The sequence below is a fragment of the Bacillus sp. SH5-2 genome, from assembly GCF_008368905.1.
GTDB classification, from domain to species: Bacteria; Bacillota; Bacilli; order Bacillales; family Bacillaceae_G; genus Bacillus_A; species Bacillus_A luti.
The window spans coordinates 47,292-61,707 of sequence record NZ_QOSD01000014.1 but is presented as its reverse complement, the minus strand read 5'-3'; the positions used below and the strand labels follow the sequence as shown (position 1 = coordinate 61,707).

Annotated in this window: 21 protein-coding genes and 4 pseudogenes; 13 read left to right on the top strand and 12 right to left on the bottom strand. The window is 34.1% G+C overall.

The window, feature by feature from the left end; translation table 11 throughout:
• Nucleotides 1–386: 386 nt before the first annotated feature.
• Entirely contained in the window at nucleotides 387–599 is a 213-nt protein-coding gene (locus DN410_RS28760; RefSeq protein WP_370456800.1) for a hypothetical protein, read from the bottom strand.
• Between the two features lie 420 nt (nucleotides 600–1,019).
• Nucleotides 1,020–1,184: a hypothetical protein gene (locus DN410_RS27955; protein WP_076542666.1), complete on the bottom strand. Its 165-nt coding sequence runs from the start codon at nucleotides 1,182–1,184 to the stop codon at nucleotides 1,020–1,022.
• 126 nt (nucleotides 1,185–1,310) lie between these two features.
• On the opposite strand from DN410_RS27955, the gene DN410_RS11585 reads away from it, so the two are divergent.
• Both DN410_RS11585 and DN410_RS11580 read left to right on the top strand, forming a co-directional pair.
• Nucleotides 1,311–1,940, top strand: coding sequence for a Holliday junction resolvase RecU (locus tag DN410_RS11585; protein ID WP_149176610.1), 630 nt, complete (start codon nucleotides 1,311–1,313; stop codon nucleotides 1,938–1,940).
• A 138-nt stretch (nucleotides 1,941–2,078) separates the two neighbouring features.
• A complete protein-coding gene (locus DN410_RS11580; protein WP_149176609.1) occupies nucleotides 2,079–2,462 on the top strand; it encodes an ArpU family phage packaging/lysis transcriptional regulator in 384 nt (127 codons plus the stop codon).
• 59 nt (nucleotides 2,463–2,521) lie between these two features.
• On the opposite strand, the gene DN410_RS11575 is transcribed toward DN410_RS11580, so the two are convergent.
• Nucleotides 2,522–2,983: a hypothetical protein gene (locus tag DN410_RS11575; protein ID WP_016135788.1), complete on the bottom strand. Its 462-nt coding sequence runs from the start codon at nucleotides 2,981–2,983 to the stop codon at nucleotides 2,522–2,524.
• A complete protein-coding gene (locus DN410_RS11570; protein ID WP_016135789.1) occupies nucleotides 2,983–3,177 on the bottom strand; it encodes a helix-turn-helix transcriptional regulator in 195 nt (64 codons plus the stop codon). Before DN410_RS11570 ends, DN410_RS11575 begins: the two co-directional genes overlap by 1 nt.
• 486 nt (nucleotides 3,178–3,663) lie before the next feature.
• Between DN410_RS11570 and DN410_RS11565 the strand changes: the two genes are divergently transcribed.
• Nucleotides 3,664–3,882 (top strand): hypothetical protein, encoded by a 219-nt coding sequence (locus tag DN410_RS11565; RefSeq protein WP_149176608.1) that lies wholly within the window; start codon nucleotides 3,664–3,666, stop codon nucleotides 3,880–3,882.
• Between the two features lie 276 nt (nucleotides 3,883–4,158).
• Nucleotides 4,159–4,350: a hypothetical protein gene (locus DN410_RS11560; protein ID WP_149176607.1), complete on the top strand. Its 192-nt coding sequence runs from the start codon at nucleotides 4,159–4,161 to the stop codon at nucleotides 4,348–4,350.
• A 147-nt stretch (nucleotides 4,351–4,497) separates the two neighbouring features.
• On the opposite strand, the gene DN410_RS11555 is transcribed toward DN410_RS11560, so the two are convergent.
• The gene (locus DN410_RS11555; protein WP_149176606.1) at nucleotides 4,498–5,307 is read right to left on the bottom strand and encodes a DUF4393 domain-containing protein; all 810 of its coding nucleotides are present in this window, start codon (nucleotides 5,305–5,307) and stop codon (nucleotides 4,498–4,500) included.
• Between the two features lie 56 nt (nucleotides 5,308–5,363).
• On the opposite strand from DN410_RS11555, the gene DN410_RS28440 reads away from it, so the two are divergent.
• Nucleotides 5,364–5,489, top strand: a complete 126-nt coding sequence (locus tag DN410_RS28440) for a hypothetical protein (RefSeq protein WP_255446731.1) — start codon at nucleotides 5,364–5,366, stop codon at nucleotides 5,487–5,489.
• Nucleotides 5,490–5,644: 155 nt separating this feature from the next.
• The gene (locus tag DN410_RS11550) at nucleotides 5,645–6,208 is read left to right on the top strand and encodes a recombinase family protein (protein ID WP_149176605.1); all 564 of its coding nucleotides are present in this window, start codon (nucleotides 5,645–5,647) and stop codon (nucleotides 6,206–6,208) included.
• Between the two features lie 52 nt (nucleotides 6,209–6,260).
• Here DN410_RS11550 and DN410_RS11545 read toward each other — a convergent pair whose 3' ends face one another.
• From DN410_RS11545 to DN410_RS28435, 3 genes are all read right to left on the bottom strand, one after another.
• The gene (locus DN410_RS11545) at nucleotides 6,261–6,467 is read right to left on the bottom strand and encodes a hypothetical protein (protein ID WP_149176604.1); all 207 of its coding nucleotides are present in this window, start codon (nucleotides 6,465–6,467) and stop codon (nucleotides 6,261–6,263) included.
• 175 nt (nucleotides 6,468–6,642) lie between these two features.
• Entirely contained in the window at nucleotides 6,643–6,864 is a 222-nt protein-coding gene (locus DN410_RS11540) for a hypothetical protein (RefSeq protein WP_097879987.1), read from the bottom strand.
• An 18-nt stretch (nucleotides 6,865–6,882) separates the two neighbouring features.
• Nucleotides 6,883–7,080, bottom strand: coding sequence for a hypothetical protein (locus DN410_RS28435; RefSeq protein WP_149176603.1), 198 nt, complete (start codon nucleotides 7,078–7,080; stop codon nucleotides 6,883–6,885).
• A gap of 126 nt (nucleotides 7,081–7,206) precedes the next feature.
• Between DN410_RS28435 and DN410_RS11530 the strand changes: the two are divergent.
• The 3 pseudogenes from DN410_RS11530 to DN410_RS11520 all read left to right on the top strand — a co-directional run.
• A pseudogene (locus DN410_RS11530) lies at nucleotides 7,207–7,539 on the top strand (hypothetical protein); the annotation flags it as partial.
• Nucleotides 7,536–8,221: pseudogene (locus tag DN410_RS11525) on the top strand (PBSX family phage terminase large subunit); the annotation flags it as partial. The pseudogenes DN410_RS11530 and DN410_RS11525, both read left to right, overlap by 4 nt.
• Nucleotides 8,218–8,451 (top strand): annotated as a pseudogene (locus tag DN410_RS11520) (N-acetylmuramoyl-L-alanine amidase); the annotation flags it as partial. The pseudogenes DN410_RS11525 and DN410_RS11520, both read left to right, overlap by 4 nt.
• 308 nt (nucleotides 8,452–8,759) lie before the next feature.
• Here DN410_RS11520 and DN410_RS11515 read toward each other — a convergent pair.
• Complete coding sequence (locus DN410_RS11515) at nucleotides 8,760–9,086, bottom strand: YolD-like family protein (RefSeq protein WP_149176602.1); 327 nt, start codon at nucleotides 9,084–9,086, stop codon at nucleotides 8,760–8,762.
• 177 nt (nucleotides 9,087–9,263) lie between these two features.
• Here DN410_RS11515 and DN410_RS28430 point away from each other — a divergent pair.
• Nucleotides 9,264–9,488, top strand: a pseudogene (locus DN410_RS28430) (N-acetylmuramoyl-L-alanine amidase); the annotation flags it as partial.
• Nucleotides 9,489–9,526: 38 nt separating this feature from the next.
• Here the strand turns inward: DN410_RS28430 and DN410_RS11505 are convergent.
• Together DN410_RS11505 and DN410_RS28175 are read right to left on the bottom strand one after the other, a co-directional pair.
• Nucleotides 9,527–9,823, bottom strand: a complete 297-nt coding sequence (locus DN410_RS11505; RefSeq protein ID WP_149176601.1) for a hypothetical protein — start codon at nucleotides 9,821–9,823, stop codon at nucleotides 9,527–9,529.
• Between the two features lie 49 nt (nucleotides 9,824–9,872).
• A complete protein-coding gene (locus tag DN410_RS28175) occupies nucleotides 9,873–10,079 on the bottom strand; it encodes a hypothetical protein (protein ID WP_255446730.1) in 207 nt (68 codons plus the stop codon).
• 740 nt (nucleotides 10,080–10,819) lie between these two features.
• On the opposite strand from DN410_RS28175, the gene DN410_RS11495 reads away from it, so the two are divergent.
• Nucleotides 10,820–11,359: a DUF3967 domain-containing protein gene (locus DN410_RS11495; protein WP_255446732.1), complete on the top strand. Its 540-nt coding sequence runs from the start codon at nucleotides 10,820–10,822 to the stop codon at nucleotides 11,357–11,359.
• A gap of 161 nt (nucleotides 11,360–11,520) precedes the next feature.
• On the opposite strand, the gene DN410_RS11490 is transcribed toward DN410_RS11495, so the two are convergent.
• Nucleotides 11,521–12,525, bottom strand: coding sequence for an endonuclease/exonuclease/phosphatase family protein (locus tag DN410_RS11490; protein ID WP_149176600.1), 1,005 nt, complete (start codon nucleotides 12,523–12,525; stop codon nucleotides 11,521–11,523).
• A gap of 493 nt (nucleotides 12,526–13,018) precedes the next feature.
• On the opposite strand from DN410_RS11490, the gene DN410_RS11485 reads away from it, so the two are divergent.
• Together DN410_RS11485 and DN410_RS11480 are read left to right on the top strand one after the other, a co-directional pair.
• A complete protein-coding gene (locus DN410_RS11485; RefSeq protein ID WP_149176599.1) occupies nucleotides 13,019–13,762 on the top strand; it encodes a M48 family metalloprotease in 744 nt (247 codons plus the stop codon).
• 45 nt (nucleotides 13,763–13,807) lie between these two features.
• Complete coding sequence (locus DN410_RS11480) at nucleotides 13,808–14,059, top strand: hypothetical protein (RefSeq protein ID WP_149176598.1); 252 nt, start codon at nucleotides 13,808–13,810, stop codon at nucleotides 14,057–14,059.
• Nucleotides 14,060–14,416 lie beyond the last annotated feature (357 nt).

The following is a 14,416-nucleotide window of genomic DNA, read 5'->3' as shown; positions in this document are numbered from 1 at the left end:
ATGCAATTTAAATAAAACCCCTATTTAAATGAAGAAGCCCTAGGATTAGGGGGCTAGGGCTTCAAGTCTGAGTATATCTCACACGGCATTATAAAGAGAAAAGAACGTATTGAAGATAACATATGAATGTTTCATAAATATATCAAAAAAGTGAACAAAAAGTAATTTTGTAAATCAAGGTAGTCAACACAGTTCACTAACGGCTTTTAAAAAAAAGAAGCCCCGCAGAAAATGTTACAGGGCTTCATAAGATTGAGTTATGTCGTACTCACAAGAGATTTTAACATGGATTTAGTGGTGAATAAATTAGTAAATGTATCCAATCAATCTGGAGCTATTATCTTAAACAAAAACGCTATTTTAACACAAAGCGAAATTGAAATTTATTAAGCTATACTTAAATAAGTCAAAGCAGTAAATCCGTAAACTAATAAGCTACTAGTAGCAAGAAATTTTATAATTTCATTTGTAGAAATAATAGTTACACACAGTGCTATAGATGCCCCTATAAAGAATTGGTACTTCGTTTGTATATTTGTAATATTGATTATTACAAGTACAGTGAAGAAAAGTGAAATGAAGTTAAAATATCTTTTCATTGTCATATTTCCTTTCAATGTTTGATCTATATCTATTATATCGAATTGTACCAGTTATAACATACTTTGTAATAAAGCTTTAAAGAGTTTCATTTTGTCATAAATAAAAAGGAGGCTGTTTCCGCAACCATCTTCTTAAAAAACAGAGCAACTTTTTCAGAAATAAAATATGAATGATTCCTGAAAAAAAGTTATGGGATATAATGCTATTTTTATAATTCAAGTGACAAGCTTAATTTATAAGAAAGGAATGGCTATATTATATGAAAACTTGTCTAACGAGGTTACATATAAAAGAGCAGCTAGCAAAAGCTAACTGCTCGGTTCTCCAAGGGGGAACAAGGAGAAAGTAACTTAATGGGTTGTCTACAGTATTGACGGAATATTGAGTTTTATTCAGGGGGATTTATAATCTACAAATTAGATTATGATATTTGCTATTACCCATATCGCCCAGAAAAGAACTAAAAACTCTATTGAAATCCAAAGTGCTTTTTTCTCAGGTTTTTTAAATTCTTTTATTAAAGAGAAAACAGCACTAATTGCTATAAGAATGAAAAGAACGAGTCTTATTGTATCTGGCATTTTAACCACTCCTAATTTTAAATTAAATTCATTATATAACGATTTTTAGATTTTTAGATAATTATTGGTAATAATTAAGCAAAATTTAAACAAAATAATCCTTTTAATAGAAAGTGAGGAATAACAATGGGACTAGGAAACCGTGGTATGGCTTTTGAAAAGCTTATCAATCTAGCGAATGAAATGTATCAAAGGGAGAGAGTGGCGCTTATAAACAAGCGTGCAACTCCTGTGAAGGTGTTAAAAAGTAAAGGTGGCCGTGTATTAAGTGGTTACTATGAAGCTAAGAGTACAGTAGACTATGACGGCGTGTATAAAGGACGAGCTATAGCATTTGAAGCAAAATCTACAGAGAATCCCGGACGATTTGATTTAAAGAACATCGCGCAGCACCAATTGGATTACCTGGAGAAAGCAGAGAAGATGGGAGCGATATGTTTCTTCCTTATAGAGTTCAGTAAGGATAAATCAGTATTCGTAGTACCACTATCGGTCATTCAATCTTATGTAAGGATGTCTCATCAACCGAAGGGCAAGAAGTCTATACCAAGAGCAGATTTCGATATTTATGGGTACTTAGTAGAACAGACAGAACGAGCGCCAATTGATTACTTACAATATGTTGATGAAATGGTAGCACCAGTTATGTTTGATGGCATGATTCAATTTGATCAGGACCATAAGAAAGTAGCAAATAACATAGAAGCAGCAAAAGAGAAGATGGCCAACAAGACACGCAAATTATTAAAGGCTTAATGGATAACGGAACCATGCAGAGTGGATGGTGGGGGCTACTCGCTATGCATGCTTCCCTTATTCAACAAAGAGATAGTAAAATTTCACGTACCTGATGTGAATGTAAAAATTAAAATTCAGAAATAGGGGGATTCCTCCATGGAACAATTAGCATTCTTACCAATAATGGACAAAGAAATGGAGAAGAAGATGCAAAAGGAAGTTGTGAGTATTCTAAAAGAGTATCGCGCCTTAAAAGCACGTTTCGAGAATGAAGTGGAGCAACAGCAGGAGGGAATTAGTCTGTTTCCTGAGATAAGGAATACAAGATATGTTAGTAATATTAAATTCAAGCAAATTGATAAGGCTTTACAATACGTTTTAGATTATGATGAGGCAGAGATTATCAAGATGAAGTATTTGAATGGAGAGAAGTTAAAGGATAGTTTTATCTACACGGAGTTATCAATGAAGAAAGATCACTTTTATTATAAGAAGAAAAATGCTATCCGATTAATCGCTACTTCTTTGGGAATGATCTAATTATGGGAATAAAAAACACCTTCCATTAATTAATAATGAAAGGTGTTTTTTATTTTTAATTATGATTCTTCATCTTCATTTTCTGCTTTTTTGTTATTATATTTACTATATCCATACATGCATAAACCAAAAAATGCTCCGCCCATACTGTTTCCAGTAAGGTCTCTCATAGTAATAGTTTCTCCAGATAAATACGTTAACAGAGTATATAAAACAAAGAAAATAAAACCTGATATTATTGAATTTACTATTAGTTTTTTATTATTTGCATAACGTAAGTATATATTTTTTATTCTCATCATTATAACTGTATAAGATGATATCGTTAAAAGAATAATTAAGGCTAGAATACCAAGTGATGTAAGCTCCTTATTTAAAATCAAATCATAAATGATAGCTCCAAAACAGATAATAACGGATAATAGTCCAGCATTTGCCATTATTTCAAAGGCTGTATTTTGTTCTCGTTCATCAACAGAAGTCCCTCTACCGAAAAGGTATAATTTGAGTAATTTAGACATTAATCTTCCTCCCAAAATAAGTCATTTAATGTAACTCCTAAACTTTTGCAAATAATGATACATAAATTCAAAGATGGATTGTATTCTCCTTTTTCTATTAGACCAATCGTTTGTCTGCTTACATTTGTCAATTTTGCCAATTCTCCTTGTGTCATCCCCTTTTCAAGCCGAATTTGCTTTACTTTGGTAAGCATAGTAGCAATCCTCCATTACATTTATTTCCTTTGTAATATATATATTACATATGTTAGATATATATGTCAATAGTTGTGATTATAATATTCAGAAATCTTGTGGTAAAACGTCGACAAAATGCCGATAAAATAGGGGGAATTTTGATAATGAAATCAGCGGTATTCTTAATGTACAAGCCCTTTGACAACCGCATATCGAAGAGGATTAGTACACCTATCAGTGAAACGTTCTTATGCGAGAATGTCACGGTAACGTATACCGCATAGTAGGGCGGGCAAGGCGGTACGAACCCGCGTTAAGACGAAAAGACCAATGAGTTAATTACAATGACATATTTAAAATGGTTCATTTTCGAAATTCCTCTTTCGTGAATGTTTCTCCCATCCCCTTAGCCTGATTACTTCGAAGGCTCAAGTTCCACTTGGGTTATTAGTAGGAGTAATGGGGCTTTTGGTTTTATATACTAAAGCAAGGGGGGGTAGGTGATGAAAGAATTTATAATCGAAATAGAATCGAATAACGGGAGAATTAGAAAACATGTTGCTAGGTACGAAGATGACAATCAAATTAATGTTCGAAAACTAGGGAATTATATTACTAGACCACGTGAATCAAAATTTTTTCAGTTTAATAACATTTGGGTTAATCTAGATAATGTACTATCCATAAAAATAAGTGAAAAAACAACTGAAGATAATGAATAATATATATCCAGCATCCAAAATGGGTGCTTTTTTCTTTGTTATATAGAAATTACACATTAAACCAGTGAACATTCTAATAAGACAAGCATATGATGAATTCGTGGGACGAGTTATCATATGAGGTGAAACTTGGAGCGCCATACTTATTTGTTGAAGGGTACCTAATGACAGGTACTCTTTTTATTTTGAACAAAATGGACATTTGGTTTAAATGAGTATATAAATAGGAAGAATCTAATTATTTGATTCACATTTAAACCAAGGGGTACAAATTCGATGCGACGTGAAAAGGATTTGTTAAAACAATGGAAGGCGGATTTGCAAGCTGTTCAAGAAGAGAAAAGGCTGAAGAAGAAGGCAAAGAAAAAGGATAAAAAATATAGAATTCCTGGTAATACAGTTGACTTCATGAATGGCAAAAATACTTATCGTAAAGAGAATGGGGTATGGAGACAAAGAAAAATATAATTGACGTGAAGATAAATAAGCTTGATTAAACCAATATCAATTTTCGGAGGCGCTGCCGTGATCTGGGTGGCGTCTTGTTTGTTGTTAAGGAAAGATAAGGGGTGAATAGAAGTTAATCTCCTTTTCAATAAAAGGAGATTAGTAAGTTTATTTAATGCAAGTTCTAATAAAAGATTTTCCTAATGGTGTTAAAGATGCTATTCCATTAGTAATGAAAATATCTAAATATGGCGGACGTTCTTCTGCACTTTCATTAACAGTCTCAGAATTATTGATATTTATATTGGGAATATTTCTCTTAACCTCTTGTAGTTCGTTTTTATAAAATGGAGCAGTAGAAAATTTTTCGTAAAGTTCCTTAAGTTGTAACTGTTCAGAGTAGGAAATAGAAATTAAACCTAGTCGATTTAAATTAGAAATTGATGTTGAATTTAAATCTACATCCATATTTTGAGTACTTTCAAGAAATACATTTGTTTTAAAGGTAATGCTACCACCTCTATTAGTGATGTATTTATAATGGGCAATAGGAAGCGCTTCTCGTTCTTGAAACAGATATAAGTTTATAGCATCTAATGGAGAAAGCTGTTTAATTATTTCTACAAATGATGGATGAGCATTAGAGATTGTTTCCTTATTGAATGAAGCGGCTATAAGTTTAGTGAACATTCTTCTTAACTTATCATTTTCAAAATAATATTTAGATGCCTCTAAACTTGGACCCACAATATGTAAGGGTGGTTCAATTATATTTTCCTCTGGAATAGATGCTACAGCTTGTTCTAATTCTTCCTTAAATTGATTTAGTGCATGAACTCGCTTTATCTGAGTTTTTTCTGCGTAAATATCTATTCCTCCAAATACAATACCCCAAATCGAGGATAGAGTGTTACCTGCTCTTTGCGCTACTGGTGTTACGGCTTCATCTAGAAATTTTGGAATAATATTTATTTCCATATTAATTCATCTCCTTTTATTACATTATAACGAAACAAGAAAGGTTGCGGGTAAAAATGGAAGTGATTTATGAGAATCCTTGGTTAACTACTTGGTTTGTTGGCTGGTTTTTCTTTTGTTTATCTAGTGTTATTGCAATGGTAAAGTCTAACAAAACAAATGAACACAACGAGCGGAAATAAATGTCCAGTTTGCCTGTCTAAAAGTTGACCCTTTTGTACAAATTAAATTTATAGGTTAAAAACTTGGTAAACAGATAGTTGTTAATGTCTAAAAGATAGTCTAGAATAAAGGTATATAATTCTTAAGACTTTTAGACTATTTTGGGGTGATTTTGATGGCTATTGTTGGTTATGCAAGGGTAAGTACAAAAGATCAAAATTTAGATGTGCAAATTGAAATGTTAACGGATTATGGATGTGACAAAATATATTCTGAAAAATACAGTGGAGCTAATAGCGATCGAGAAGAATTGCAAAAAGCATTAGAGTATATGAGAGACGGAGATAAATTTGTTGTTTGTAAAATAGACCGTTTAGCTAGATCAATATTCGACTTACATAAGATTGCAAATGAATTAGCTGATCGAGGAATAGCGGTGGTATTTCTTAAAGAACAAATTGATTTTTCGACACCTGCAGGTAAATTGATGTTTACTATGCTAGGGGCTATTGCTGAGTTTGAAAGAGATTTAATTAATGAAAGAACATCTGAAGGCCGAGAAAGGGCTAAAGCGATGGGCAAACATATGGGACGTAAAGGGCAGGATGAAAAACAAGTGAAACAAGCCATGAACTTATTTTTTAATAGAAAAGAAAATAGTTTAAGTGTGAATGATATTTTTAAAATGACTGGTGTCCCACGCTCTACTATTTATGCTAAAGCTAAAGAATTAAAGTAGCGAATCCGCTGCTTTTTTATTTTGCATAGAAAAAGGAACCATAGCAGGCTCCTTAATTCGATTCAGAAGTTGTGTAGTTTTTCTTGATGATATCTTTTATGTTGATAATTAAGGATATAAGAAATCCAGCAGCTAGGATACCGTTTACCCAGTAATATGTATTCCCTGATGTGAACTTATTATAAAAGGAATCGACATTATAATATAATAAGCCTGCTGAAATGACGGTAGAGATTACTAACGTACCAAAACTTTTCATATTTTCCACTCCGTTTCTGAAAAATAAGATTCTTACAAAAATTATACAGCGAAATTTATAGATTTAAAATGAAATATAAAGGAATTACCGTGAGTTAGGGGAATATGACAGGCAGCGAATAGGCTGCTTTTTATTTTGCATATAAAAAAGGAAACCACAAAGCCTCCCTTTTATATTACGCTGTCTTATAATTTTTATTTTTAATCCTATTTTTAGTATCCATAAATGCGGCGAATGTAGCTATAGCGCCGCCTAAATAATAGACTTGGAATTTGTGGTCAAAAGCTAATCCTGTAATAAAATTGTAGCCGTATATAAAACATGTAATACCGAATAACCATAACATGAATTTCAAATCTTTTAAGCTCAATCTATAATTCTTAATTTTTTTCCACATATGTATCAATTCCTATTGTTATGAGGTTCTGTAGTTTTTCTTTTTGAAATCTCGCATGTTGAGGATAAAGAATAGAAGGAAGATAACAGCTCCGATGCCATTAATCCAGTAGTATGTGCGCCCTGTTGTGAATCCGTTATAGAATTCATAGGCATTCCAAATTACAAGAAGTACTGAGCAGACAGTAGAGGTCATTAATGAGCCAAAACTTCTCATGATTTTCACCTCGATTCTAATTTTTAGAACTTTTATATAATTATACATTTAAATAAAGGGATTTATAAAAGAAATTGCCATAAGGGGGAGTTGTAACGAGTTTCTTCCTAATCTTCTGAAGAAGTAGAATATGAAATTCAATTTGCTTGGGATAAGCGGGCCACATTTATGAATGCCCAATCCAGGGCGATGACTACATTGTCACAGCTTATTGAGAGGTTTGATAGGTTAGCAAATGCAGATGATAAGAGAAGATTAGAGTTAGATAAATTGAAAGCTGACATAGAGAAAACGAAAGCTGACACTGCTCGTATTAAGGGGGAAGATGGGGAAGAGTATGAAGATGACGGTTTCAAAGAAGCATTAGAGGGGAAGGTAGAGGAAGCGTGGGATGACTATGACGACGATTCCAAAGACCTGCTCCATTCAAGTTTAAGCCATTCTCCAAGAAGCAGATGAAAGTATTAACCTGGTGGAAGCCTAACAGTCCCATTAAAGATTATGACGGGATTATTTGTGATGGTTCCATTCGTGCCGGGAAGACAGTTTCGATGGCTCTTTCTTACGTTATGTGGGCAATGGAATCATTCGAAGGCGAGAACTTCGGTATGTGCGGTAAAACGATTGGTTCGCACCGTCGTAACGTTATAACGCCACTTAAAAAGATGTTAAAGTCTCGCGGATATAAGGTTAAAAATCATCGTAGTGAAAATATGCTTACCATTACTAAAGATGGTGTGACAAACTTCTTTTATATCTTTGGCGGTAAAGATGAAAGTTCTCAAGATCTCATTCAAGGTATTACCTTGGCTGGGATATTCTTTGATGAAGTAGTGCTTATGGTACGAAGTTTTGTAGAGCAAGCAACTGGGCGTTGTGCTGTTACTGAAGCGAAAATGTGGTTCAACTGTAATCCGGGTGGCCCGTATCATTGGTTTAAAACGAAGTGGCTAGATGATAAGAAAACAAAAGAACGTTACAACCGTATGTATAGTGGTGTTTTCTATCGTAGATACATCAAAGGTGAATGGCAGCAGCTACTTCAGGTCTCGTATTCGATATGTTTAACAAGGATGTTCACGAAGTCCCTTCTATTGAACGTAACTACGTCGAGTACTATGTGTCTTGTGACTACGTTACTATGACCAACAATCTCTTGCTTCTAAAGTTTCAGCTCAACTGTCTAAGGACATCGGTTGGAGAAACCGCGGAGCCAAAGAACGAAGAGAATTATATGTGTTAGCTAATACGAAGGCACCAGCAATCCTGATTGAACTTGGATTTATCGATAATGATGCTGATATGGCTAAATGGAACGTTGGTAAAATAGCAAATTCTATCGTATACGCCTTAACGGGACAAACTGTTGGGGATGGTGGAGGAAACGGTGGTTCTAATGATAGTATGAATATATCAAAGTGAGATAATAGTTGAAGCCGTCCTTAATCGGGAGTCTTCAACTATTATCTAAATGCTTTTTTAGCTTTCTCTATTGAGTTCTGTTCCTCTTATGTATTTGTAAATTCGATAACCATAACAGACAGTCCAAAACATAAACAAACAGCCTTTATCTTGCTAACTCTCACAAGAACTTACACTTTTGCTCTATCTGTATTTAACCCAGAATACAAGATTCTTTCATTTTTATTCCCGGATATATTTGAAAAACTGTATGTTTTTTATCTCAAATCAATTATATTCATAAATTTAAGGAAAATTCTGTTATAAGATGCATCAGTGCAAGTTATTAAATTCTTTATCGGATTTATGTCAGTTACAGTCACATATCTAGTAAGCAAATGACCATCTCTATAATAAGTAATCAATATCTTCTCTTCAGAAAGAAATGAACATAATAACTTGTTTTCAATAATTTCTTGTTCGTCTTGGGTTAATGTAGGGCGCTCCACTTTTGTTTGTTTTTTAACAATCTTACCAATACCGATGAATTTCTTCGGTATCGAAGCGGATGGAGTCCGTTTAACCATTCCTATTCCCTTTGGCATATGTGTATATCTCCCTAATTGCTATTAATAACTGCGTTATTATATCAAATTTTGGAGATGTTAGGATTATTTATGTAATTATAAAATAAACATTTAGAGGTTTTTGGCTCCTTATAAAATCAAATCAATTTAACTAAGCATGATTTATATATATAATAGGAGAAATTACTATAGATTTCCTTTGTAGGTCAGCTTGTTGTTGCTAAAGTTAACAATCTACGTTTCTATGATGCTCGATCTTGGCAGGATAAAGATGTTGTTGGTTCTGTAGATGCCAGAGGATTAGGGTTTACAATTGATGCTAAAGTAAGCGTTAATGGATCGCCACAATATAAAATAAACAATAGCAAAGGCAAAACATACTATGTAACAGCAAATGAAGCCTATGTGTATGTGAAATAGAAAAAAGAAAAAGCCCCCCTGTAATAGGCGGTCAATTATTATTTTAATTTGTTATATTCATAATCTATTTTAATTAATAAATCAGCTAGAGGTAACGAATAGTCCCATGAATCAAGTACAGTTCTTGAAAAAGATGGTTTAAAAAGAACAGCTGACATCTTTGATTTCATTTGTAATAGTTCATTATAAGTTTTTTCTAAAAAGGAGATATTAGCAACTTTCCCTACGCCATTTTTATGTACGTCTATTTCTTTAGTAATTTCTACGAGTCCTGAATCAATTAACCTTTCTACCTTTAAGGTTCTATCAGTTTGTCCAAATTGTCTATATACCATTGAGTTTGTCTTCCTACATATCTTGAGCTTTTTTGAGGACGGGCTAATATTATTTATTGTTGTTTAATATATTCTGAAGAGATTGTTCTACCTGATACATTTCACCTAATATAGGATTATCATAATCACTACAAGAGTCGAGATATGCTCTAACTCCACCAAAAATCTTGAAATCTAATCTAGATAGTGAAGAAAGTTCTTTAGTTTCTAATACGGTTACAGCTGCTTTGTAACGTTTAATTATATCATCGATCATTTTTTTTCGTTAACTTCATTTTCTTTTTCAAGATTTTTAATAATATTGTTCATTTGTTTTTTTAATTCGGTAATATTTTGAGTATGCATTAGCATTTAAATATCTCCATTTTCATTTCAATTACTTATTTGGTACTTTTTGTACATCTGAAGTCCATTCTAAAGGCCAATTTTGTGGAAGTAAAACTTGATCTCCACCACCTTTAAACTTAGTCCTGCTCATTGTGTATTAAGAGTTGCGCCTTCCGGAACTTTAATCGTAGCCTTATACATTCTTTGGTGTTTTCATCAGGAATATAATCTGCTGGAGGTTGTTCATTATTTTCCAGTAACTTTGTCAATGATTTTAAAACATGTAATAAGGCTTGCTCCGATAATATAAAGGTTTTTGCTATGACTTCTATTGCGATCCTTGTGTTATCATTTATAATCACCATTTTCATACCAACTTCCTTATAAATTATTTAACATATTACACCATATAATTGGAAAAGAGAGTAAAAACAGCTCTTGCAGAAGAATACGAAAAAGTAAATGCTGTATTTTTATTCAAAAATCATACTAGGCCCAAAAAAGACTATTCACCGAAACAGCACAAAAAAGCGTAGCCTCCAAATGGAGGGCGCTTTTTTCTTTGCAGGAATTTCTTAATCATCATGGAATACTGTCACTAGGAGGTGTTGTGACGTTATGACGGACGAAATCGTTTATTCTGCTAGTTAAGTATACAAACGACTAGGAATATCCGATAGCACTCTTAGAAAGTACATGGAAGTATTACAACGCGAAGGATTCGCAGTAAAGAAAGATAATCGTGGCAGACGCCAATACACAGACAGTGACATTATGGTGATTGAGAAATTAATTGAACTGAGTAAGCATGACGGTATGACGCTAGAGAAGGCAGCGAAGATGATTGTGCAGCAAATAGAAAAAGTTAACCCAGATCTAATTAAAGAAGAACCTGAGGAAACGGATTTAGTGCCATTCCACATTAAACAGCAATTACAGGAGCAGTACAGCGTTATGGCGCAAGAAATGAATCAAAGCATGTTAGCGATGGAGAAACGATTAAGCGAGCAGGCAAAGCAAAGTAATGAGGAAATCAAAGCAAGCGTAGAAGCACATAATGAACGAGTGGAAAAACGATTGGAAGCACGGGATGAAACTCTTATGAAGACACTACGTGAGATGCAGGAAACGAAGAGGTTGATGCAGGAGTTTCGAGATGAAGTTGCTGCTGCGAAAGAGAAGAAAAAGCCGTGGTGGAGGTTCTGGTAAGGATTTGTATAAAATATGTAAGGGCAGAAAAGTATCATACAATTTAGTCAAAAAGCAAAGAAGCTAAATGAAAAAAGACGATAGGTAACCCTGCCGTCTTTTCGTTTTTGTATAAATGCTAATTGCTGCTTTTGTCATTGTAGGTGATGGTTATGATGACTCTATAAATGTAAACTTGCAAATACCCCTGCGTGATCTGATGGCCAAAGCCCTGTTTCTGTTCGATCACTCTGCGATTCTCCAACTAATTCTGCTTTAATTGGTTCCCAGCCGTTTTTAAATAAAATATAGTCGATTCTTTGATTCAAAAAAGAAACCGCATTTAATAGATCAGGACCCTGTTCAGCGGTCAACCCTTCTCTTTTACCTACTTTATTCCATGTATCTTTAAAGCCTGCAGCAATAAAAAGATTATTAGTACTACTATTAGGAGGGGAATTCAAATCTCCCGTAATAATTACTGGTAAAGATGTATTTGCAGGTCCTTGAAGAATTTCGAGTGCTTGGGCATTCCGTATACTTTCAACAGTAGGATCCAAACGTGTATTAATCATCTTGAAAATTTGTCCGTCAATCTTAACATCTATAGAAGACCATCCTCGGATTATTGTAAAAGATTGTCCTGCAATGGTGACAGTCAGATTTGTTTGGAAGTTAGCTTCTTGTTTTTCTATCACGTCTAAATTGTGGTCTTTCTGAATTAAGATTGCATCTCTTTCTAGAAATTGAACTAAATTTCCATTGCTGTCTGGCAATTCTACCTTAACATTATTATTAAGGGCCGCAACTTCATATTTTAAACCGCGTTCCTCTAACGCTTTTAATAATATATCTATAAAATCATAGGTTACGGTTCCAAAAGTTGGAATAACTAGTTTCCACAGTACAGCTTCTTGCAAACCGATAAAATCAGGTTTTTCTGAAGCAATAGCTTTAGCAATTGCCTGGGCACGAATAGGAAAATTTGTCGCAAGAAATTGTCTAAAGACTTGTGTTACGACTGCTGGGAGTTGTCCTACAGGCACAGAAGAAAATGGTCTAACGTCAGCACCTTGATAAATATTCCATGTCATGAATGTTATTGGTTCTGGAATCGGGGCTGCAGGTGGAAAAGCAGGATAAAGTCTATGACAGCATTTCTTTTGATTTGAAAAATAAGAGTTCAAAACTGTTCGCTCCTTTTTTGAAACTAAATATAATTATTTATATTCAAATCAAATAACTGTGCTTGTATGCTGTCCCTTATACACTACTTAGATGCAGGGATTTCGGAATGAGGTAGATGCTGCGAAAGAGAAGAAAAAGCCATGGTGGAAGTTCTGGTAAGAATAAGAAGGGGTACCGTCAGCATTTCGGAAAAAACCAGGCTAAGAGTATGCAAGATTTTATACAACTTTTCGGATAATCCAGTAACAAACAAGAACCCTAAAACCCACGTCAGGATAGGGATGTATAAAAAATGAATAGAGTCATAAAAAAAGAAAAAGGCGGATTCCTTGTAAAATTAGGGATCCGCCTTTTTCTTGCTACTGATAATGATAAGTTATTTTAACCTTACATGAATACGATATACATTTTTTCATTACAACAGGTATTTATCCAAGCCATATTAATTACCTCTGAATATTTTATAGCATTCGACTTTAAGGAGATGAGAAAATGACAGTTCGCTGTCTAATAATTGACGCATATAAAGCACCTGGATCAAATATGACTCAAAGGGAATTCAGTAAACATGTAGCACAAGTTCAAAAAATTTGGGGAGACCAGTGTAATTTAGATATAAGATGGCGCTTCCAGGATCAAAATCAAACACCAATAATGAAAGATATTGAAGGGCCAATCGTTACAACTGGACGCATTCCTGATGGTCTTATACCAGATGAAGCCAAAGAATCCGCTCCACCCGAACTTTTTCCAGAAACTCCAAATGTACTTACTTGTGGTGATTATAATTCGCTTCCTGATAATATTCAAAATCCTGGTAGTGATCCATCTTTTATCAAGCAATGGTTAGCCAAAAGACCAGGAATGGATGATTCTCCATTCGGTCAAACAAGACCACTAGATATTGCTGTATACTATGTACAAGGACCATTCCTAGGCGATGGAGCTCTAGGATGCGGCGGTTATTATACTCCTTCTGGTCCAGCCATTGTTATAACAAACAATCTACCTGACATAATTACCCCACAAAACAACGTCTATATATATCCCCGCTCTGAACTAATCCTTGCTCATGAATTAGGACACGTTTTATTGAAATATTCACCTAATGCCGGTCATGTTGATAATGACGATAACATTATGTATAAAGGCTTATTAAAAGATCATTCTATTGGAGTAACAGAGGATCAATGTACTGAAGCTAAAAAAAGCGAATATTTTCAAGATTGTCCATAAAAATAACACCCAATTTAAATCAGTAGTAAAGAAAGGAAGACTAAAATGTCCCCTAAACACCACAAAATCTATAACAAGTATTTTGTATTAATATCACCTGATGCAGCACATATTCAAATGCTACCACCTAATGTAGCACCACCTAAGACAATGTCATTTCAAGCACCACAACGTATAAAACGATTTGATACCGTATCAACTCAACCACCTCAGAATGAAATATCAACTCAACCACCTCCGAATGTAACACCATCCTCTAATAACAAGTGTAATTGTCCATCACGTAATAAAGGATAAGACTCTAATTACTATTTTAGATTTTAAATTATCTTATTTAATTTAAAATAGCCCTTCTAGAAGGGCTATTTTTCTTTTGATCTGAATTTTGCTTTTTGTCTGTCGGCTTGGAGAGAAAAGCACACGAACCGAAAAAAGTTCCGCAATGACAGAAAAAAAGAAAAGGCGATAGCCTTTAGGTGAGAATTATGTAAATGAGCTAGTGGTGGTACTGGTGAAAATGTAATTACTTAAAACGAGAAGCCCTACAAAAAAAGTCGCTTATTTTCTATTAGGGGTACCACCCCATCGCCATCAAGCTAAGAGTGCCAAGAGAGTATATGCAAGTGTGCTTCTTTGGAATTTCTACGACTCTAT